Raw genomic sequence first — 22,237 nt, forward strand, 5'->3', positions numbered from 1 at the left:
AATTAAAAAAAAGCGATTTTCAGTGTGAAAATCGCTTTTTTATATCATACACATCATCAAAGAATTTCTGAAATTTCTACCTCTATTTACCAATTATTTTAGAGAAATCAGGCTTGAAATAATTTGGCCCTTTCATGACCTTACCATCTTCACGGTAAATAGGCTCCCCATCCTGACCCAACTTACTCATATTACTACGTTGAATTTCATCAAAAACGGCTTCTATTTTGTCTTGCAGTCCATGCTCAATAATCGTTCCGCATAAAATGTACATCATATCGCCTAATGCATCGGCAATTTCTATTAAATCATTATTCTGAACAGCCTCTAAATATTCTTCATTCTCTTCTTTCATCAAATTGAAACGAAGGATATGTTTGGTTTCAGCTAAGCCGGCTATTGGAGTTTCGCTATGCCCAATTTTGAAAGCGGTATGGAATTCTTTGACGGCATTAATTTGTTTTTGCATAATTTAAATTTTATTAAATGAAAATACAAATTAGCAAACTATTATTAAACAAATAGCTAAATTTGTCAAAAATAATATAAAGTATGTTTAGTCAGGGACAATTCATTTTTGCCGGCTTTTTTTTTGTTGCATTCAGTATTGCAATGATTTATGCCTACCGAAAAGATTTAGCGTTACACCGAAAATTTTATAAAGGAAATTATAAAATTTTAATTGGGTTTGGAGTTTTTATTGGCATTTTATTTTTGATAAAAGTCTTTTTCAAACGTTAGTTTTTTTTTAAATGTCTTCTGAAAAGAGGACTTTTTTTAATTTGTTCTTTTCTTATTTTAAAAACAAATCCTAATTGCTAATTAGTGCAATGTGCCAAATAGTCTGCCTGAACATGTCCCCTATAAATTTTATTCTAGAACTCCTTCTTCCATAGTATTCCTTTCGTAAAACAACTATTCAATTAAAATATTTAAGTCGCGTTTTTTTATTTAACACTTTTGGCGACTTGTAAATTAAATTTTTAACTTTACAAAAATTAATACAATTAGATATCATGAGGATTATAAAATATTTATTTCTTTTGTTGCTGCTTAGTTTAGTGGCTTTATCCATTTTTGTAGCTACACAAAAAGGGGAATTCACTGTACAAAGAAGTCATGTTATTAATTCTACTAAATCAACGGTATTTAATTTTGTTAATGATTATAAAAATTGGCAGGATTTTGGTGCCTGGATCGTTGAAGATCCTGAAATTATAATCACCTATCCTAAAAACACTGTAGGAAAGGGAGCTTCCTTCACTTGGGAAGGAAAAGAAGTCAAAGGGGATATGCAAACGGTTTTTGTAAAAGAAAATGAAAGTATTTCTCAAAAAATAAATTACAACGGAGGGGTATCATCCGTTTTCTTGAGTTTAAAAGACACGGTTGGTGGAACAAAGGTCACCTGGAAAACCGCCGGAAAAATGAGTTTCGTTATGAAGATCACTGCTGCTTTAAACGGCGGTATCGATACAGTTATAGGTGCCATGCAGGAAAAAAGCTTGGCTAATCTAGACAAAACACTAGTTTACGAGATAAATACCCATCAAATAAAGGTAAAAGGTGTGGTAAAAAAACTAGCAACTTTTTATTTGCACCAAACTTTTACAAGCAAAATTTCAAATATCACTAAAAATGCCCGAATCGTTTTTCCAAAAATCATTCTTTTTTGTGAACAAAACAATATAGAATTGAATGGAAAGCCTTTTATTATTTATCACACTTACGATCCAGTAAATGGATTGAGTAGATTGTCTTTTTGTATCCCTATAAAAAATCAAATTTTAACCAGTTCAGGCAGTGATATTTTATCCGGTAAACTCGAACCTTTCGAAGCCTTGAAAACAACCTTAACCGGTGATTATTCACACATAAAAAAAGCGCTAGATAAAACAACAGCGTACAGCAATGCTAACAAAATAAGTATTGACACTAAATTTTCACACCTAGAGAACTATACCATCGGCAAAGCGGAAATAAAAAATCCATCAAAGTGGATTACTGACATTTACTTTCCAATAAAACCAAAAGTAATTCCTGTTAAAGTCTTTGCTCCAGCAGCAATCAATAAACCTCCAGCGGTAAAAACACCGGAACCTGCACAAAAAAAGGAAGAAGAACAATCTGAATTTTAATATTATCTTTCCTCCGAATTAAACCTTTTTGATAAAGAGTATTCTAAATTCATAAATAAAAAATTTGCAAGACGAACAGGAATATATAAATAACTTGTTGAACTCTAAAACACAAAATCAAGCGTTTCAGCAGTTGTTACAAGAGTATCAAAGACCGTTATACAATCACATTCGTAACATTGTTTTAAATCACGATGACGCAGATGATATCTTGCAAAATACTTTTATCAAAATATTTCAAAATTTAAAAAATTTCAAAGGAGACAGTAAACTCTTCTCTTGGATGTATCGTATTGCTACTAATGAAGCATTGACTTTTTTGAAACAAAAATCAAAAATCAATACGGTATCGTCTGAAATTTTACAAAGTAAAACTATTTATAATCTCGAAGCTGATGTGTTTTTTGATGGAAACGAAATTCAACTAAAATTACAAAAAGCAATTGCTTTATTACCTGAAAAACAACAGTTAGTTTTTAAAATGAAATATTTTGAAGAACTAAAATACGAGGAAATATCTGCTATTTTAGGCACTTCAGTTGGAGGATTAAAAGCTTCCTATCACCTTGCTGTAAAAAAAATAGAAGCATTTGTATCTACTAATTAAACCTTTTTGCAATACCACTGTCTAATGAATAGTATGAAAACATTTAAATTAGAAAACGAGCCCAAAATTGAGACTGGATTTAAGATTCCTGACCATTATTTTGAAAATTTTTCAGCAAAAATGATGAAGCAATTACCCATAGAGGAGCCAAAAGTATTTTCTATTTTTCAAAAAAGAAAAAACAGGATTCTAATGGTTGCAGCAATTTTAGTAATAGCCCTGATGATTCCTGTTTTAAGCCCGTCAGCAAGCAACCCTAACGAAATAGACACGCTCACTCTGGAAAATTATTTAACCTATCAATCGAGTGTAAACCCTTATGATTTAATAAGTGAATTAGAAACCGAAGATATCAATAATATTAAAGCAGATAATGAAGTTTTAGAAGATGAAACTATAGAGGATCATTTATCCGAAAATGCTAATCTGGAGCATCTTCTTTTAGAATAAAAAACGCGTTCACCGATTACAATAAATAAAACAAAAATGAAATATAAAAAAATATTCCCAATACTGTTGCTACTTCTTTCCTTTAATTTTTATGGTCAACATGAAAACATGAAAGAGAAAAAAGAACAAATTAAAGCTTTGAAAGTAGCCTTTTTGACGACTGAGTTAAACTTGACCACTAGTGAAGCCGAAAAATTCTGGCCTATTTACAACCTGTTTGATGACAAACAATTTGAATTAAGACATCAGAAAATGAAAAGTTTCATGAGAAGAATGAATGATGGATCTTTAGATCAAATCACGGAGAAAGAATCCAATTCATTTTTAGTTCAAATAGAAGAAACCGAAGAAGAATTGTTTTTTTTACGGAAGAAATTTGTTCAAAATTTGAGAGAAATATTACCATCTGTAAAAATTTTAAAACTTAAAAAAGCAGAGGAAGACTTCAATAGAAAGCTGTTGCAACAATACCGCAACAAAGCGCATAAAAAATAACATCTTTTTTTATTAGTTCGATAAAACATCCTAAACACAAGTAAAAACTTGAGCTTAGGATGTTTTTGTTATTTAAAATTGATCCGAATCATTTTATTTTTCCCTGCAGCAACAGCCGTTTTTTTATCTATGAACCGGAGCGTATTAAGACTTTTATCCTTTGCTATTTGTTGCCATGATTCACCACCATCCGAGGAGTAATAAACCCCTGAAGTCCCCACAGTAACGAGTTTCTTACCATTGCTTTCAGGAATATATTGCACACAGGAAGCATACCCAAATCCTTGATTCTCAGAAATAAGCCCCCATGTTTTCCCACCATCCGCAGTACGGGCTTTATTGGAAAAATTCTGGTTTTGATCTTCATAATCCCCTCCTGCTACAAAACCGATTTTTGCATCATAAAAATCGGCAGTAAAAATTCCGGTCATTGCCTTTCCTTGTGCCATTGGAGTTTCAAAAACGGTCCAACACTTTCCTTTATCAGGAGAATAAAAAACCCTTGATTTTTTTCCACCAGAAACAATCCATGTATTATTCCCTTTAATTACAATATTAGTATTGCTTGCCGCAAAAGCAGCTTCGCCTTGCATCACTTTTGGTAATTTATCGCACGGAATTTTATTCCATGATCGGCCTCCATCGCGCGTTGTAATAATATTAAGACAATCAGCGATTGGATCTCCCATAGCAATACCTTCTGTATCGTCCCAAAATTGCATACTATCATAAAAGACCTTCTCATGGCTTTCCTGATATACTATTTGTGAATCCTTTTCCTCTTTTGAAATTTGATACAACACTGCAGGATTTGCCACATTGAGAATAAAAATATGATTGGCTGTTTGAGCGATACTCCTAAAATCAAGTATCAAAGAATCCTTGGTGATTTTGTGCTCTATTTTTTGATTGGTATCTAAATTATATAACCCGTATCTACCTTTATCAGCAGCATACCAGATTTTGTTTTTATCAATTTGAATCGCTCTGATACTTATTTGATCTTGAAATAAGGTATCAATTTCAACGGACTGAAAACTAACGTTATGTAACTTTTCCGACTTATAAACACTTGTTTTACAGGATACAAATCCATTTAAAACCAACAGCATTAAAAAAATATTTTTCATTTTTGTACATTTTAAGGCTAATTTACAATTAATAATATAAATACAAATAGCACCCAAATTATATTGGCACAGTAATTGGATATTGAAAAAAAGGAAAAACTTAATCCAATTAATTATGAAAACGAAACTATTACTATTGAGTCTGTTGACCGCTGTTTTCGCAACACAAATACAGGCACAAAACAGAACATACGTAAATGCTGTGAATGCCGAAATCAGTGATAATCTTGATCTGAGAGCTGTTGCTGATATCTTTGGTGATTCTAGAGACCTGCAGGATTTTGAAAGACGCCTTAATGATCCTGAGCTGCAAATATCAAATTTAGATTTGAATAATGATAATGAAGTTGACTATTTACGGATTATTGAAACGGTAGAAAACAGAACCCATCTAATCATCGTTCAGTCAGTGATTGATGAAGATATCTACCAAGATGTTGCAACAATTGATGTTGAGAAAGACAGAAACAATAAAATTCATGTACAAATAGTTGGTAATGAATTTATGTATGGACAAAATTACATTTATGAGCCAGTTTATTACAGTACTCCAGTAATTTATGCATCCTTCTGGTCTACTAATTACCGCCCTTACTATTCCACTTGGAATTGGAATTATTATCCGTCCTATTATTATGCTTGGAATCCATTTCCCGTTTTTAGATACATAAATAACATAAACATTAATTTGAATATCAACAACAATTATAACTATGTCAATAACCGTAGAAGTAATCGTGCAGTAGTTTTACACAATTCAAGACGTTCAAACGGATATGAAAGACAACATCCAAATGCGTCTTTTTCCAGAAGAAATAGTACTGTAAATAACCGCCATGAATTAGATCAAAGAAGAGTATCCAGAAATGAAACCGGTTATTCTAATAGAAGAGCAATAGTGCAAAGAGAATATTCTCAAAACAGAACAAGTCCTTCCAGACAACCAGCACCGCAAAGAGCGGAATCGTCCAGAGAATATTCTCAAAACAGAACAAGTCCTTCCAGACAAGCAGCACCGCAAAGAGCTCAATCATCCAGAGAATATTCTCAAAACAGAACAAGTCCTTCCAGGCAAGCAGCACCGCAAAGAGCGGAATCTCAAAACAGAGGCAACACATCAAGAGCATCAGGTCCTCAGAGAACGGAATCTCAAAGAGGCAATTCTTCTTCAAAAAATGAAAATAGAAGCTCCTAAAAATCTTAAATACAAAAAAAGAAACACGGCTCCCTAAACCGTGTTTCTTTTTTATCGGATAAAAAGCGCTAATTTATTTTAAAAGTGTAAATTTGAAAAGTTTTTTAAAAATTACACATGAGCGTATCGCACAAAGACCTGCACAGTAAATGGACATTAGGAGGTTTATTAATTTCATTAGGAATAATTTACGGTGACATAGGAACTTCACCATTGTATGTAATGAAAGCCATACTTGGCACCCACATTATTAATTCGGATATTGTCTTAGGTGGAATATCGTGTGTTTTTTGGACCCTTACACTGCAGACCACAATCAAATACGTACTAATCACGTTAAGCGCTGATAATCATGGCGAAGGCGGAATTTTTGCTTTATATGCTTTGGTCAAAAAAACAAAAATTCAGTGGTTGATTGTCCCGGCTATAATCGGAGGAAGTGCTTTATTAGCTGACGGAATCATAACGCCACCCATCTCCGTATCTTCAGCAGTTGAAGGAATAAGAACGTACTATCCAGAAATCAATACCATTCCAATTGTAATAAGTATTCTTTTTGTACTTTTTTCTATCCAGCAATTCGGCACCAAGTTAGTCGGTAAATTTTTTGCTCCAATGATGCTTATTTGGTTTGGGATGCTAGCGATACTTGGAATCGCACAAATTTCACAACACACCGAAGTTTTAAAAGCAATCAATCCTTACTACGCCTATCATTTATTGACCATCCATCCAGAAGGTTTTTTTGTTTTAGGTTTTGTATTTCTGTGTACAACAGGAGCTGAAGCATTATACTCAGACATGGGACATTGCGGACGAAAAAACATCCGAATTAGCTGGATTTTCGTAAAAACTGCATTAGTGTTGAATTATTTTGGACAAGCCGCCTATTTAATTCGCCACGAAGGAGAGACATTACAAACTTTAGGAGGAAAAAATGGAAACCCATTCTATCTCATCATGCCGGACTGGTTTCAGCCTATAGGAATTATAATTGCTACTCTAGCAGCTGTTATTGCCTCACAAGCCTTAATCAGCGGGTCATTTACATTGATAAATGAAGCAATGCGATTGAATTTTTGGCCAAAAGTAAAAATAAAATATCCTACAGAATTAAAAGGACAATTATACATTCCGTCTACAAACTGGTTATTATTTATTGGTTGCGTTGGAATTGTACTGCACTTTGAAGAATCCAGTAATATGGAGCATGCTTATGGACTGGCGATCATTTTGTGTATGATAATGACCACTATTTTACTGAATTTTTACCTGATAATGAAAAGAGTGAAATTATATTTTATAGTTCCATTGATTACTATTTATCTAATAATCGAATTTAGTTTCCTCGCAGCTAATGTTACGAAGTTTGCTGAAGGTGGCTATGTAACGCTTTTTATAGCAATCACTTTAATAGGTATAATGACTATTTGGTACCTGGCCAAAAAAATTAACAAAAGTTACACCAAAATTGTTAAAATTGAGGACTACAAAAAAGTACTAGTGGAGTTAAGTGCTGATTTATCCATTCCTAAATACGCAACACATTTAGTATATATGACTAATGCCGGTAGAATTGACGAGATCGAAGAAAAAGTAATGTATTCCATCTTACAAAAAAGACCCAAAAGAGCTGATATTTATTGGTTTGTTCACGTGAATATATTGACTGAACCTTATAAAACCGAATATAAAGTAACTGAAATTGTCAAAGATGATTTGTATCGTGTAGACTTTAATCTTGGTTTTAGAGAACCCACAAAAATAAATCTGATGTTTAGAGAGGTAATCCGGGATATGGTGCAAAAAGGAGAAGTAGATATAACCAGCCGCTACGAATCTTTGAATAAAAATAATATCATAGGTGATTTCAAATTTGTATTATCCGAAAAATTCCTTTCCAATGACAGTGATTTACGTTGGCACGAAAAAATAATTATGAACTCCTATTTCTTCATTAAAAAATTAAGTTTATCTGAAGAAAGAGCCTTTGGTTTGGATAGCAGTTCCGTAAAAGTGGAACAATTTCCAATGGTGCTCCATGCTCCTGAGAACATTGGATTGACAAGAGTAAAATAATTCTTTCTGTTTTTTTAATCCTCCAAGAAACACTGTAATAATACAGTGTTTTTTTATGTCGAAAAATTTAAAAACAACATTCATTATTTAAAATATAACATTCAATCAATTAATAGTACCTTTGCACCTCAATTATTTAAAATGAGATTACACAGAAATTTAGTTTACACAACAATAGACGCTTTGAACGCCATTTTTAACGAAGGAGAATATGCGGATAAAGTAGTTGCCCGATCTTTAAAAAAAGACAAACGTTGGGGAAGTTCTGATAGAAAGTTTGTTGCCGAAACCATCTACGAAATTGTGCGTTGGAAAAGATTATACGCAGAAATAGCCGAAGTAAAAGAGCCCTTTGACAGAGATAATCTTTGGAGAATGTTTTCTGTTTGGGCCGTATTAAGAGGCTATCCTATTCCGGATTGGCGACAGCTGGAAGGCACTCCAGAACGAAAAATAAAAGGACGTTTTGACGAACTTTCAAAAGTGAGAGCTTTAAAAGAATCTATTCCGGACTGGATGGACGAATTAGGAGTTAAGGAACTAGGCGAAAAAGTTTGGGCAACTGAAATTACAGCTCAAAACCAGCCTGCTAAAGTAATCTTAAGGGTAAATACGCTAAAGACAACCAAAGAAGCGCTGCGTGCTATTTTGATGGATTTAAACATTGAAACAGAAACGTTAAAAAATCAACCAGATGCTTTGGTTTTAAAAGAAAGAGCCAATGTTTTCTTGACTGATGCTTTCAAACAAGGTTTCTTTGAAGTTCAGGATGCCAACTCCCAATTAGTGGCTGCTTTTCTTGATGTAAAACCAGGAATGCGTATTGTGGATACCTGCGCAGGTGCTGGTGGAAAAACGTTGCACATTGCTTCTTTGATGGAAAATAAAGGACAATTAATTGCTATGGATTTGTATGAAAGCAAATTAAAGCAATTAAAAATCAGGGCCAAAAGAGACGGCGCTTTCAATATTGAATACCGAATTATTGACTCTACAAAAATCATCAAAAAATTACACGAAAAAGCAGACCGTGTTTTGATTGACGCACCCTGTAGTGGTTTAGGCGTTCTGAAAAGAAATCCGGACGCTAAATGGAAATTGAAACCGGAATTCATCGACAACATCCGTAAGGTACAATCGGAAGTTTTAGAAAGCTATTCTAAAATTGTAAAACCCGGCGGAAAATTAGTGTATGCTACTTGTTCTATACTACCCTCCGAAAATCAAGATCAAATTGCTCGTTTCCTGACAACTGACATTGGAAAACAATTCAATTTTATTAAAGACCAAAAAATATTGGCTTCAGAGTCAGGTTTTGATGGATTTTATATGGCTTTATTAGAACGTAAAGAAAGCTCAGAACAGAAAGAAAAAAGAGTACAAAAAGAAATAATATAATATCTAGATTTAAGATTCTAGAATTCAAAAAAAAATCCTCGAATAAATCGAGGATTTTTTTATGTGTGATCTGTTTTGTTTATTCTATTCTCTTGTAATATCCCTAATCATTCATTGAGATTAAAAACTCTTCATTATTCTTGGTTTTCTTGAAACGATCATTGATAAAATCCATCGCCTCTACTGGGTTCATATCCGAAAGGTATTTTCTCATGATCCACATTCTTTGCAATGTTTTTTGATCTAATAACATATCGTCACGTCTGGTACTAGAAGAAGTCAAATCGATAGCTGGGAAAATACGTTTATTAGCAATTTTTCTATCTAATTGCAATTCCATATTACCAGTACCTTTAAATTCTTCAAAAATAACTTCGTCCATTTTCGAGCCGGTTTCAGTCAATGCAGTAGCAATGATACTCAACGAACCCCCATTTTCTACATTACGGGCAGCTCCAAAGAAACGTTTTGGTTTTTGCAATGCATTTGCATCCACACCACCACTTAATACCTTACCTGAAGCAGGCTGAACCGTATTATACGCTCTGGCCAAACGTGTAATGGAATCCAATAGAATCACTACATCGTGACCACATTCAACCAATCTTTTTGCTTTCTCAAGAACGATATTCGCAATTTTAACATGCTCTTGTGGTTCTCTGTCAAATGTAGAAGCAATTACTTCACCACGCACACTACGTTGCATATCCGTAACCTCTTCCGGGCGTTCATCGATCAATAAAACAATCAAATATACTTCAGGATGATTGGCCGCAATAGCATTGGCAATTTCCTTCAACAACATGGTTTTACCTGTTTTTGGCTGCGCCACAATCATTCCGCGTTGTCCTTTTCCTATTGGTGAAAACAGATCGATAATTCGTGTTGAAATCGTACTTTGTTTTTCTGCCAATTTGAATTTTTCTGATGGAAAAACAGGCGTTAAATGTTCGAATGAAACTCTGTCGCGAACCACTTGAGGATCGTGTCCATTTATTTTTAAAACCCGAACTAATGGAAAAAATTTCTCTCCTTCTTTTGGTGGGCGAACTACACCTTTTACAGTATCTCCGGTTTTAAGACCGAACAATCTGATTTGAGAAGTCGACAAATAAATATCATCCGGCGACGCTAAATAGTTGTAATCCGAAGAACGCAAGAAACCATAGCCGTCCGGCATCATTTCCAGCACACCTTCGCTTTCTATAATTCCATCAAATTCAAAATCAGAAGCAGCAAAATTATTTTTTTTGTTTTTGAAGTTTGGATTTTGATTCCCATTTCCATTTTGACTTAGATTAGGATTTTGTTTGTGTAATTGGTTTGGATTTATTTTTTTAACCGGAGCTGAAACTTCTTCTTTCTCCTGTGCTGTGATTTCTGCATCAGTCTCTTTTGCTGTTTCTTTGCCTTCTTCCTTATCCTTTTTTAAAGCAATTTTTTTCTCGTACGCTGACTTATTAAACTTAATCACCTTTCCTATTTTTTTAGCTCCGGATTCAAGTTCCTGAACAGAAGAGGAATCGTCGTCTTTGTCAACTGGCAATATTTCAACAGAATGGTCTTCAACGGAAACAGAAGATGCTGTCAAATTTTCTTCGGTTTCAAAAAATGAATTTTTCATCGTTTTTTGAATAGCAACTTTTTTTACAGGCAGTATTCTGGTTCTTTTTGGTTTATCCTCTTCCAGATTACTATTGGTTTTTGTCTCTAATGTTAAATCAACGTTAGCCTCTTGATGCGCTAAAATCTGACTGATTAAAGTCTCTTTTTTTACACCGTTAAATTTTATGGTTTTAGCTGATTTAGCTATTTCTTGAAGCTCAGAAAGCTTCATTTCTTTTAATGCAGAAATATTAAACATGAATGTTCTAGGAGTTTAATTAATTTTGAAAATAATGTAAAAGATAGGTAGTAAACATTAAAATGAATCAACCGCAGTATGAAGTGCTTACGGTATTATGATGCAATATTACGAATAAAATTTAATGATACAATAGTATTTATAAAAAAGAAAATATATTTTTGTGGTAGATATTTAACAAATGATACAAAGAATTCAAACCATTTATTTACTACTCGTATTTGTAGTAACAGGTATTTTACTGTTTTTTATTCCATTATGGACAATGGATACCGGTAAGGCATTTTATTTTATGCAAAGTCAAGTGTATACTATACTATTGGGATTGAGTACTACGTTGACTTTATTTAGTATTGTTTCCTATAAAAAAAGACAAAATCAGTTTGTTATTGGCAGATTGAATATCATATTAAATTTGATTTTATTAGGATTGTTTGTATATCGTTCACTAAATCTATCTGGAGAAACACCTGCTGTTTCGGAGAAAGGTATTGGGATGTTTCTTCCTGTAGCTGCTATCGTATTATTGGTTTTGGCCAATAAAGCAATCAAAAAGGATGAGGATCTTGTAAAATCTGTGGACAGATTGAGGTAAACCTATAAATTTTAGTTTATTAGTGCGAAGGAAACCCGAATGTAACAATTCGGGTTTTTTTTTATATCTGCAATGCAATAAAAACCTTATAATTTAAAATTTAGCTGAATATTTTTTATAAATTTGGAAATGATAAATACAACATGGTAAAAAAAATACGGATTCATCTTGCTGATGACCATCAAATTCTTATTGATGGAATTAGAACTTTATTACACACAATCCCTACATTTGAAGTAGTGGGATATTCCCTAAACGGCACTAATATTTATGAGGAAGTCACAAATAATAAAGCAGATATCCTTGTTTTAGACATTAACATGCCGGAAAAAGACGGCATTGAGGTCCTCAAAGAATTTGCTAAAAAAGGGTTTCCGTGTAAGGTTATCATTTTGTCCAGTTATGATGACTTACGAATAATAAAAGAAGTCATGAAGTTAGGCTGCAGCAGTTATTTAACAAAGAAATGTGCCGGAGAAAATATAGTTGAAGCCATTCTAGCGGTTACTAATGATGAAGAATATTTTAGTAAATCTGTTAGAGAAAAAATATTCAGTACCGTAACTAAAGACAATCCAAAACTAAACAAACAAGTCCCAAGTCCAAATTCACTTTTAACCGAAAGAGAACTGGAAATCATAATCCTGATTTCATTAGAATATAGCGGCAAAGAAATCAGTGATCAATTATTTATTAGTGTTAATACCGTAGAGACCCATCGCAAAAACATAATGAAAAAACTCAGCGCAAAAAACTCTATAAGCCTAGTGAAATATGCCCTTAAAAATAAATTAATCAAATCCTGAATGGATTTAGATGAAACTTAAATGCTGTTTTTTTAATTAAAAAAAAGAAAACCAACCAATTTAATCTTGATTTAAAGTCAGTTTATTTTGAAAAATAAGGCGGATTTAAAAAACCAGAAATAACCAATCTATTCAATTATTTATGTCTCAGAAACAAATTGCTATAGTCTTAGTTTTACTATTGAACCTCACTGGTAGTTTTGTTTGTGCTCAAAAGAAAGAAACTCCAAAAAAGGAAGCTCTAACATTAGCAAAAGAAGCTAATCAGCATATGAAAGCTGGTAATTACGAGAAGTCCTTAATACAATCGAGACTTGCTTTGAGCCAAGCAATCAAAATCAAGGACAACAACCTGATAGCAAGAGCTTATAATACCATTGCTGCTAATTTTGATCAATTATCGGAATCTGACAAAGCTTTTTTCTACTACAACAAAGGACTGGAATACGCTAATAAAACTAATAATGATGTTTTAAAAAATTGGTTAAACAATAATTTAGGAAATATCTATTGCTTTGATAAAAAACAATATGAAAAAGGAATTTATTATTATAAAAAATCACTGCATTACAGCACTAAAACAAAAGATTCAGCACAAATTATATTTACAAAACTCAATTTGACGTGGGCCTATTTCGACAATGATCGCTATCAAGAAGGGCTTCCCTATTTAAACTACATCAACAAACACCACAAAAAACATGGAGACGAGTCTACAATTGTAGCTTTAAATATGCTCAACGGCATGTATCATAGCCATACAAACAACACTAAAAAAGCCCATTATTTTTTCCAAAAAGCAATTGAAAAAGGAATTAAAGGAACTGAAAAATCTGATTTATCATATTCCCACCTAGAGTTTTCTAAATTTTTATTGAAAAACAATGATTATAAAAATGCCTATAAAAATTTAGTCCGATATAATACAATTACTGAGGAACTAAACGACCAAGAAAAACACAATAAAGCGAATGTTGCTGGCATAAACCTTGAAATTGATGAGTACAAAAGAGAAATCGACAAGATCGAAACAGAATATAAAACAAAACAACTTTTTTTACTGCAAGAACAATCCAGAAATAAAAAAATTGTGATTGTACTAATTGCTGTTCTACTGCTATTTTTCATCCTTTTTTACTTCTATTCTCAAAACACACAACTAAAACAAAAAAACAAACTAAAGGACTTACAAAGCAAAGTTCAGGAAAACATGATCAACGCATCCATTAACGGACAAGAATTAGAACGAAAAAAAATTGCGGCATTTTTGCATGATAACATTAGTGCTTTACTTTCATCAGCAGGACTACATCTTCATGCGTATACCTCTAAAAATCAATATTCAGCACAAGAAATCATAAAAACTAAGGCTATTCTTGAAGAAGCACACGATCAAGTACGGGATTTATCCCACGAACTGATGCCTTCGCTTTTAGCCCGTTTTGGATTATTTGATGCATTAGACGATTTGTGTGAAAAAAACTCCAATTCCATTCTGTACTTTGAATACGCAAGTTCCGTAGATCGAAAAACCCGTTATGATGAAGATTTCGAAATTAAAATTTATTTCATAATTATGGAAATCCTCAACAATACCATAAAACATAGTCAGGCAACACGTTCAGAATTAAGCATTCACGAAGATAATGATTTTCTGAATGTCAATGTTATGGATAATGGACAAGGTTTTGATTCTAGTAAATTTCATATCCTTGAAGGTTTTGGCATCAACCAAATCAAAGCACGAATCAATAATCTGAAAGGAACTATTGTCATAAACTCCAAAATAGGTTTCGGTACAACCATAAAAATAATAGTACCCATCACCTATCAAAAAAAAATAATCAGACCCGTTTTTCAATCTCAATAATTTCCAAATCTTTGATTTTATCTCCTTCAATCACAAAACGCAACATCGTTCGCACCTGATGAAAACCACTTTTTCCCGCCGCACCAGGATTCATGTGTAATAAATTATGTTTTTTATCGAATATGACTTTTAGAATGTGAGAATGTCCACAAATAAATAATTTTGGCGGATTGGCTTCCAACTCCGCTTTAATATTGGGATTGTATTTCCCCGGATAACCACCAATATGCGTAATCCAAACATCAACGCCTTCACACATAAAACGGTTGTGTAACGGAAATTCCAGTCGCGCCGTTGCATCATCAATATTTCCATACACGCAGCGCAACGGTTTCAGCTTTTGTATCGCATCAGTCACGGCCAAATCGCCTATATCACCCGCATGCCAAACTTCGTCAGCCAATGCAACATATTTCAAAATGGTATCATCAATATGACTGTGCGTGTCAGAAAGCAAAAGTATTTTTTTCATATTTATAGTGTCATTACGAGGTACGAAGTAATCTGAAGCAATTTCCAGCTATCCGTTTCAATCTTTATTGTTTTTAAAGAAAAAACAATAAAGGATTTCCACTACAAATATTTACATTCACTGAACTCCTATGAAAATAAAAGTTTAGTGAAGTAATCTGGGCTACGATTTTGTGGTAAAAATATACATTCGAATTCCAAATAAAAAATCAAATCGAAACTTAACAAACTTTGCACCTTGGCAACTTCGTGGCAAAAAAATTAATAAGTATCTTTGTGGCTTCAAAAAAATTCACTTGAGATATTTTATCAAATTAGCATACAGCGGAACCCATTATCACGGCTGGCAATACCAACCCAATGCTGCCTCTGTTCAGGAAACGATGAACAAAGCGTTTTCGGTGCTATTGAACACAACCATCAATCTTATGGGCGCCGGTAGAACGGATACCGGGGTTCACGCCAAAGAAATGTATTCCCATTTTGATTTTGAAACACCAATTGATATTCCAAGTTTACTGCACAAACTCAACTCCTACTTGCCCAAAGACATTGTTATTTATGACATTATACCAGTACACGATGAAGCGCACACTCGTTTTGATGCCACTAAAAGAACCTATGAATATCACATCAATACATTCAAAGATGTTTTTTTGCAAGAACAAAGTTGGTATTTCCATCAAAAATTAGATATTGATTTGATGAATGAAGCGGCGCAACTATTATTCAATCACACTGATTTTCAATGTTTTTCAAAAGTCAACACAGATGTAAATACCTTTGACTGCACTATTTTTGAAGCATATTGGACTCGAGGCACAGCTGAACAGGGCGCAGACAAACAAGAAAACGGCAATTTGATTTTTACCATTTCTGCCAACCGTTTTTTACGTAATATGGTTCGTTCCATTGTGGGAACATTAGTAAATATAGGATTACACAAGAGTACACTGGCTGATTTTACTGCCATCATAGAAAGTAAAAACCGAGATAAAGCTGGTTTTTCGGTTCCGGCACATGGTTTGTATTTAACCAAAATAGATTACGATTACATTACGCAATAGCCCTGATAGTAGTGAAAATCCTTTTATGTTTTTCTTTAAAAACATAAAAGATTGCAACGAATAGCAGGAAACAGCTCCAAAAAACATGAAAGCAAAAGCATTTGATACTAGATTATTCAAACGAATATTAAAATTTACCAAACCCTATCAATGGCGTTTTAACGGAGTGATTATTTTTGCCGTTTCGCTATCAGTATTTGCGGCATTGCGCCCGTATTTATTGAAACAAACTGTAGATGGTTACATTTCGACCCAAGACCAACAGGGATTATTATTGTATGTGATCCTGATGGGTATTGTACTATTGCTGGAGGTATTCTCGCAGTTTTACTTTGTGTATTGGGCAAACTGGCTCGGTCAGGATATTGTAAAAGACATTCGGACAAAACTGTTTCAACACATTTTGAGTTTCCGAATGAAATATTTTGATCACGTTCCCGTAGGTCAGCTCGTGACACGCTCGGTTTCGGATATAGAATCCATTGCTCGTATTTTCAGTCAGGGTTTGTTTATGATTATCAGTGACTTGATGAAAATGTTTGTAGTACTGATTTTCATGTTTTACATGAACTGGAAACTGACTTGGATCGTAATTATTGCAATGCCCATTCTGGTTTATTTTACCCGAATTTTTCAGCGTAAAATGCAAGTCGCTTTTGAAGAAGTGCGAAATCAAATCGCTAACATGAACTCGTTTGTTCAGGAACGTGTGACAGGAATGAAGATTGTACAACTCTTTAATCGTGAAAAAATTGAATACAACAAATTCAAAAATATCAATGACAAGCACAAAAAAGCGTGGATAAAAACCATTCTGTATAACTCCATATTTTTTCCTATTGCAGATATCATTTCGTCCTTAACCCTTGGTTTTATTGTACTATATGGCGGCATCAAGATCTTGAACGGAGATAATTTTACCACTTTTGGGGATTTATTTTCCTATACAATGTTCATTGGAATGTTGTTTAACCCGTTGCGCCAAATTGCTGATAAGTTCAACGAGATGCAACTGGGAATGATTGCGGCAAACCGTGTTTTTGACATTTTAGACACCGAAGATCAAATTCAGGATACCGGAATTATTGAAGCTCCAATTTTTAAAGGAGATATCGAATTCAAGAATGTCCGTTTTGGATATATTCCGGATGAAGAAGTAATAAAAGGAATCGATCTGGAGGTAAGTGCCGGTCAAACGATTGCCATCGTAGGGTCTACAGGTGCCGGAAAATCTACGATCATTAACTTACTGAATCGTTTTTACGAAATCAACAGTGGCTCTATTTACATCGATAATCACAATATTGAGAATTACACTTTAGGTTCCTTACGTAAACAAATTGCAGTAGTATTGCAGGATGTTTTCCTTTTTGCCGATACTATTTTCAACAACATCACCTTGAATAATCCTGAAATTAATCGGGAACAGGTTTTGGCTGCAGCCAAAAATATTGGCGTCCATGAATTCATTATGAGCTTACCGGATAATTATGATTTTGACGTGAAGGAACGCGGCGTTATGCTTTCTTCCGGTCAGCGTCAATTAATTGCTTTCTTGAGAGCGTATGTGAGTAATCCAAGTATTTTGATTCTAGATGAAGCTACTTCATCGATTGACACCTACTCTGAAGAATTGATTCAGCGTGCTACAGAAACCATTACTAAAGGCAGAACTTCGATTGTGATTGCGCACCGTTTGGCCACGATTGTCAATGCTGATAAAATTGTGGTAATGGACAAAGGACTGATTGTAGAACAAGGAACGCATCAGGAATTAATCAACCGCGAAAGTGGGTATTACAAGAATTTGTATGATTCTCAGTTTTCGGTAGCAAATTAGTTTTTGCTGCAAAGGAATAGCAGTTACAAAAACAAAGATCGATTTACACTTCTGCAATTTGTTTAAAACAAAGATGTTTTCTTGAAAATTAGTTAGTTTGCTACTTTATTAGTTTGAAACTTTCTCAAAACAGAATAAATCCTTAAATTCGCCCAATCAATTAAATAAGAAAAACACATAAAAATGAAATACGATATTATAGTTTTAGGAAGTGGTCCAGGTGGTTATGTTACAGCTATTAGAGCATCACAATTAGGCTTTAAAGTAGCCGTAATCGAAAAAGAAAATTTAGGTGGTGTGTGCTTGAATTGGGGCTGTATCCCGACGAAAGCGTTGCTGAAATCAGCTCAGGTTTTTGATTATCTAAAACACGCTTCTGATTACGGATTGACTATTTCATCATTTGATAAAGACTTCCCTGCTGTTGTACAACGCAGTCGCAGCGTAGCTGACGGAATGAGCAAAGGGGTTCAATTCTTGATGAAAAAAAATAAAATCGATGTGATTGATGGCTTTGGAAAACTAAAACCAGGAAAAAAAATTGATGTTACGGACAAAGACAATAAAATTACTGAATACAGTGCAGATCATATCATTATCGCTACTGGAGCACGTTCTCGTGAATTGCCAAACTTGCCTCAAGATGGTATAAAAGTAATAGGATATCGTCAAGCAATGACATTACCAACACAACCAAAATCAATGATTATCGTTGGTTCTGGAGCGATTGGAGTAGAGTTTGCACATTTCTACAACTCTATGGGAACCGAGGTAACTATTGTAGAATTTATGCCTAATGTAGTTCCTGTTGAAGACGAAGACATTTCGAAACAAATGGAGCGTTCTATGAAAAAAGCAGGTGTCAAAATTATGACCAGTTCCTCTGTTGAGAAAATTGATACCACTGGAGCAGGTGTTAAAGCGTATGTAAAAACAGCAAAAGGAGAAGAAGTGTTAGAAGCTGAGATTTTACTTTCGGCTGTTGGAATCAAAACAAATATTGAAAACATAGGATTAGAAGAAGTAGGAATCGCTACTGACAAAGATAAAATTTTGGTAAATGCTTACAACCAAACTAACATTCCGGGTTATTACGCTATTGGTGATGTTACGCCAGGACAAGCACTAGCACATGTAGCTTCTGCCGAAGGAATCAATTGTGTGGAGAAAATTGCAGGATTACACGTGGAACCTATCGATTACGGAAACGTACCGGGCTGTACCTATGCCACTCCTGAAATTGCTTCTGTAGGTTTGACTGAAAAACAAGCTAAAGAAAAAGGATACGAATTAAAAATTGGTAAATTCCCATTTTCAGCTTCCGGAAAAGCAAAAGCTTCCGGTACACCAGATGGTTTTGTAAAAGTAATTTTTGATGCTAAATACGGAGAATGGTTAGGATGTCACATGATTGGAGCCGGAGTTACCGATATGATTGCTGAGGCAGTTGTAGCGCGTAAACTGGAAACTACAGGACACGAAATTTTAAAATCAATTCACCCACACCCAACCATGAGTGAAGCGGTTATGGAAGCGGTTGCTGATGCGTATGGTGAGGTAATACATTTATAGATTGTAAATTAACAATTTTTGATTTCAGATTTATTAATCCGATTTGTTCATACAAATCGGATTTTTTTTATGAAATCATTTCCAACACCAAACGCTTATTTTGTGGGAATTTAACATATTAACATTTATTTACAAAGCAGGGTTATGAATCTATTCAATTCTGCTTTATATTTGTATTTCGAGGATTTTTACTCGTTTAATTCTGATTTTATTCCATTATAAATGAATACTGAAACCAACCGTTTTTCGAATACTCTGCATGAAAACCAAAATAAAAATTGGGTAAGAGCCATAGATTCCTCTAAAATCATCAATTGGATTGATGATTTGTTCAAAATATTATTTCCGGAGAAAGCTTTAGAAACGATCCAAATTGAATTGCTTTTGGACCAAAACAAAGCCTGTTTTATTGCTATCCTGTCGGAAATTGTAAAAGACAAAACGGCCAATGAAATTCTAGATGATGCCGAATCTTTTTATCGTGCGCTTCCAAAACTTTATGATTCGATGCAAAAAGATGCACAAGCTATTCTGGATACGGATCCCGCTGCTGATTGTATTCAGGAAATTATCAATTCCTATCCCGGTTTTTTTGCTATAGAAGTTTACCGTATTGCTAACGCTATTGCTTCTCGTACCTCGTGTCTGCTGCCGCGAATTCTAACCGAATATGCTCATAGCAAAACCGGAATCGACATTCACCCCAGTGCCACAATTGATGTTCCATTCATGATTGATCACGGTACCGGAATTGTCATTGGCGAGACTACAATCATAGGGAAACACGTAAGCATTTATCAAGGAGTCACTTTGGGAGCATTGCAAGTAGAGAAAAATATGCAGGAAAAAAAACGCCATCCTACCGTAGAAGATCATGTAATTATTTATGCAAATGCCACTATTTTGGGCGGCAGCACCATCATAGGAAACCACAGTATTGTAGGCGGAAACACGTTTATCACCAAGAGTATGAATCCGTATTCCTTTGTTATGCAATCCAATAAAAATACGGTTCTGAATCAGCAGGAAATAAAAGATATTAATTTTTTCTCTATATAAATATTATGAAATACAATAACATACTCGAAACAATAGGCAACACCCCACATGTAAGAATCAATCGTTTATATGGTGCCAATCACAATGTATGGATCAAATTAGAACGTGCCAATCCCGGTGCCAGTATCAAGGACAGGATCGCTCTTGCCATGATTGAAGATGCCGAAACCAAAGGATTATTAAAAGCCGGAGGTACTATCATTGAAGCCACTTCCGGAAATACAGGAATTGGACTCGCGATGGTTGCGGCCGTAAAAGGCTATAAATTAATACTGGTAATGCCTGAATCAATGTCCATAGAAAGACGCCGACTCATGAGCCTTTATGGTGCCGAATTTGTCTTGACGCCCCGTGAAAAAGGGATGAAAGGCGCGCTGGAAAAAGCACAGGAATTAGTTACCGAAATACCTAATGCCTGGTCACCACTTCAGTTTGAAAATCCCGCCAACATCGAAATTCATAAAACAGCCACGGCACAGGAAATTATAAAAGCATTCCCTGACGGTCTGGATTATTTGATCACCGGCGTAGGAACCGGAGGGCACATCACGGGTTGTGCCGAAATATTGAAAAAACATTTCCCAAACCTGAAAGTATATGCAGTTGAACCTGAAGCTTCTCCCGTTATCAGCGGTGGCGCACCGGCTCCCCACCCTATTCAGGGAATTGGAGCAGGATTCATACCTACCAACTTGCGTACTGATTTACTGGACGGAACCATCCAAGTAAGCAAAGACGATGCGTTTGCCTATACCCAAAGAGCCGCAAAAGAAGAAGGCATGTTCATAGGAATATCCTCTGGAGCATCTCTGGCAGCGGTAGCAAAAAAACTACCAGAAATCCCAGAAAATGCTAAAATATTAACCTTTTGTTACGACACTGGCGAACATTATTTAAGCATCGAAGGCTTATTTGTATAAACAAAAATCTTCATTAAAATACAAACCGATTTGTGAAAACAAGTCGGTTTTTTTTTAGGCTTTTCATTTTTATGGGCGTGTCTTTGTTGCAAAACTATTGTCTAAACAGATTGATCTTAAAATAATGTTTAGCATAATGCTCCTTTTGACTTTATGACGTTTAAACTTCCGACTTACTTAGTTGGCTTTTGGGATAAAGCAGACAATAAAAATACGTAAGTTTTTGCAACCTACGAATTTGTAAAAAACAGAAAAAGTTCCCAGAAACGAAATAGCAAGAGCCAGCAAAATATTTTGAAGATAGACCAAAAAAGATAATGCCCTGACAACTACAAAATAAAAGATAAATATATCAGAAAACATTAAACGGAAGAAAGAGAAAAACATAAATATCAACTTCGTACGGATATTTAGGACGGATGATTAAAATACCAGACAAAAACAAAACTTAATTCAAGAACAATTGGGGAAACTTACTAGTGTCTCAAAAGCAAAGATTTCTATACTTGAAAGCAATACCAATAGCCCAACGATTGAAACAATATTTAAAGTGTTTAGCGCCTTAAAAGCGAATATCAATTTTAATATGACAATTTAAAAAAAAATTGTAATTAACTTATACAATTACTCTAAGTCCAGACTTTCAGACTAGAAACAAAAAAAGCCCCAATCTCTGGGGCT

Annotated in this window: 20 protein-coding genes and 1 pseudogene; 17 read left to right on the forward strand and 4 right to left on the reverse strand. The window is 34.3% G+C overall.

The genetic code is table 11. The features are described 5' to 3' along the window. Positions 1–82: 82 nt before the first annotated feature. Positions 83–469, reverse strand: coding sequence for a nucleoside triphosphate pyrophosphohydrolase family protein (locus EKL97_RS04915; RefSeq protein WP_126455620.1), 387 nt, complete (start codon positions 467–469; stop codon positions 83–85). 83 nt (positions 470–552) lie between these two features. Here EKL97_RS04915 and EKL97_RS15785 point away from each other — a divergent pair, with 83 nt between their 5' ends. The 5 genes from EKL97_RS15785 (at position 553) to EKL97_RS04940 (ending at position 3,690) form a co-directional block, all read left to right on the forward strand. Next, positions 553–741 carry a hypothetical protein gene (locus EKL97_RS15785; RefSeq protein ID WP_126460641.1) on the forward strand — a complete coding sequence of 63 codons (189 nt, stop codon included), beginning with the start codon at positions 553–555 and terminating at the stop codon, positions 739–741. Between the two features lie 275 nt (positions 742–1,016). Next, the gene (locus tag EKL97_RS04925; RefSeq protein WP_126568324.1) at positions 1,017–2,138 is read left to right on the forward strand and encodes an SRPBCC family protein; all 1,122 of its coding nucleotides are present in this window, start codon (positions 1,017–1,019) and stop codon (positions 2,136–2,138) included. Between the two features lie 64 nt (positions 2,139–2,202). Continuing rightward, positions 2,203–2,745: an RNA polymerase sigma factor gene (locus EKL97_RS04930; protein ID WP_126568325.1), complete on the forward strand. Its 543-nt coding sequence runs from the start codon at positions 2,203–2,205 to the stop codon at positions 2,743–2,745. A 33-nt stretch (positions 2,746–2,778) separates the two neighbouring features. After that, positions 2,779–3,195, forward strand: coding sequence for a hypothetical protein (locus tag EKL97_RS04935; protein WP_126568327.1), 417 nt, complete (start codon positions 2,779–2,781; stop codon positions 3,193–3,195). 36 nt (positions 3,196–3,231) lie between these two features. Then, positions 3,232–3,690, forward strand: coding sequence for a sensor of ECF-type sigma factor (locus tag EKL97_RS04940; protein WP_126556214.1), 459 nt, complete (start codon positions 3,232–3,234; stop codon positions 3,688–3,690). A 68-nt stretch (positions 3,691–3,758) separates the two neighbouring features. Here EKL97_RS04940 and EKL97_RS04945 read toward each other — a convergent pair whose 3' ends face one another. Continuing rightward, on the reverse strand, positions 3,759–4,820 hold the full coding sequence (locus EKL97_RS04945; RefSeq protein ID WP_126568329.1) for a sialidase family protein: 1,062 nt from the start codon (positions 4,818–4,820) through the stop codon (positions 3,759–3,761). A gap of 115 nt (positions 4,821–4,935) precedes the next feature. Here EKL97_RS04945 and EKL97_RS04950 point away from each other — a divergent pair, with 115 nt between their 5' ends. The 3 genes from EKL97_RS04950 (at position 4,936) to EKL97_RS04960 (ending at position 9,492) form a co-directional block, all read left to right on the forward strand. Beyond that, a complete protein-coding gene (locus tag EKL97_RS04950; RefSeq protein WP_126568330.1) occupies positions 4,936–6,015 on the forward strand; it encodes a hypothetical protein in 1,080 nt (359 codons plus the stop codon). 117 nt (positions 6,016–6,132) lie between these two features. Beyond that, positions 6,133–8,094 (forward strand): KUP/HAK/KT family potassium transporter, encoded by a 1,962-nt coding sequence (locus EKL97_RS04955; protein ID WP_126460620.1) that lies wholly within the window; start codon positions 6,133–6,135, stop codon positions 8,092–8,094. Between the two features lie 141 nt (positions 8,095–8,235). Continuing rightward, positions 8,236–9,492, forward strand: coding sequence for an RsmB/NOP family class I SAM-dependent RNA methyltransferase (locus EKL97_RS04960; protein ID WP_126460616.1), 1,257 nt, complete (start codon positions 8,236–8,238; stop codon positions 9,490–9,492). A gap of 103 nt (positions 9,493–9,595) precedes the next feature. Here EKL97_RS04960 and rho read toward each other — a convergent pair whose 3' ends face one another. After that, the gene (gene rho, locus EKL97_RS04965; protein WP_126568332.1) at positions 9,596–11,356 is read right to left on the reverse strand and encodes a transcription termination factor Rho; all 1,761 of its coding nucleotides are present in this window, start codon (positions 11,354–11,356) and stop codon (positions 9,596–9,598) included. Between the two features lie 181 nt (positions 11,357–11,537). Here rho and EKL97_RS04970 point away from each other — a divergent pair, with 181 nt between their 5' ends. The 3 genes from EKL97_RS04970 to EKL97_RS04980 all read left to right on the forward strand — a co-directional run bounded on the left by EKL97_RS04970 (position 11,538) and on the right by EKL97_RS04980 (position 14,627). Then, positions 11,538–11,951, forward strand: a complete 414-nt coding sequence (locus EKL97_RS04970) for a DUF4293 domain-containing protein (RefSeq protein ID WP_126460610.1) — start codon at positions 11,538–11,540, stop codon at positions 11,949–11,951. Between the two features lie 143 nt (positions 11,952–12,094). Then, complete coding sequence (locus EKL97_RS04975) at positions 12,095–12,757, forward strand: response regulator (RefSeq protein WP_126568333.1); 663 nt, start codon at positions 12,095–12,097, stop codon at positions 12,755–12,757. 142 nt (positions 12,758–12,899) lie between these two features. Further along, on the forward strand, positions 12,900–14,627 hold the full coding sequence (locus tag EKL97_RS04980; protein ID WP_126568335.1) for a tetratricopeptide repeat-containing sensor histidine kinase: 1,728 nt from the start codon (positions 12,900–12,902) through the stop codon (positions 14,625–14,627). Here EKL97_RS04980 and EKL97_RS04985 read toward each other — a convergent pair. Next, positions 14,602–15,099 carry a metallophosphoesterase family protein gene (locus EKL97_RS04985; protein ID WP_126561791.1) on the reverse strand — a complete coding sequence of 166 codons (498 nt, stop codon included), beginning with the start codon at positions 15,097–15,099 and terminating at the stop codon, positions 14,602–14,604. The two genes, EKL97_RS04980 and EKL97_RS04985, sit on opposite strands and share 26 nt — an antisense overlap. Positions 15,100–15,394: 295 nt before the next feature. On the opposite strand from EKL97_RS04985, the gene truA reads away from it, so the two are divergent. The 6 genes and pseudogenes from truA to EKL97_RS15790 form a co-directional block, all read left to right on the forward strand. Then, positions 15,395–16,165 carry a tRNA pseudouridine(38-40) synthase TruA gene (truA, locus tag EKL97_RS04990; protein ID WP_126568336.1) on the forward strand — a complete coding sequence of 257 codons (771 nt, stop codon included), beginning with the start codon at positions 15,395–15,397 and terminating at the stop codon, positions 16,163–16,165. An 85-nt stretch (positions 16,166–16,250) separates the two neighbouring features. Next, positions 16,251–18,005: an ABC transporter ATP-binding protein gene (locus tag EKL97_RS04995; protein WP_126556232.1), complete on the forward strand. Its 1,755-nt coding sequence runs from the start codon at positions 16,251–16,253 to the stop codon at positions 18,003–18,005. A 183-nt stretch (positions 18,006–18,188) separates the two neighbouring features. Further along, complete coding sequence (gene lpdA, locus EKL97_RS05000) at positions 18,189–19,577, forward strand: dihydrolipoyl dehydrogenase (protein WP_126556235.1); 1,389 nt, start codon at positions 18,189–18,191, stop codon at positions 19,575–19,577. A 222-nt stretch (positions 19,578–19,799) separates the two neighbouring features. Beyond that, positions 19,800–20,636: a serine O-acetyltransferase gene (locus tag EKL97_RS05005; protein ID WP_126568338.1), complete on the forward strand. Its 837-nt coding sequence runs from the start codon at positions 19,800–19,802 to the stop codon at positions 20,634–20,636. 5 nt (positions 20,637–20,641) lie between these two features. Beyond that, complete coding sequence (gene cysK, locus EKL97_RS05010; protein ID WP_126460591.1) at positions 20,642–21,556, forward strand: cysteine synthase A; 915 nt, start codon at positions 20,642–20,644, stop codon at positions 21,554–21,556. A gap of 445 nt (positions 21,557–22,001) precedes the next feature. Then, positions 22,002–22,154, forward strand: a pseudogene (locus tag EKL97_RS15790) (helix-turn-helix domain-containing protein); the annotation flags it as partial. Between the last annotated feature and the right edge of the window lie 83 nt (positions 22,155–22,237).

This window comes from Flavobacterium sp. LS1P28, from assembly GCF_003970335.1.
In the GTDB taxonomy this organism is placed as follows: Bacteria; Bacteroidota; Bacteroidia; order Flavobacteriales; family Flavobacteriaceae; genus Flavobacterium.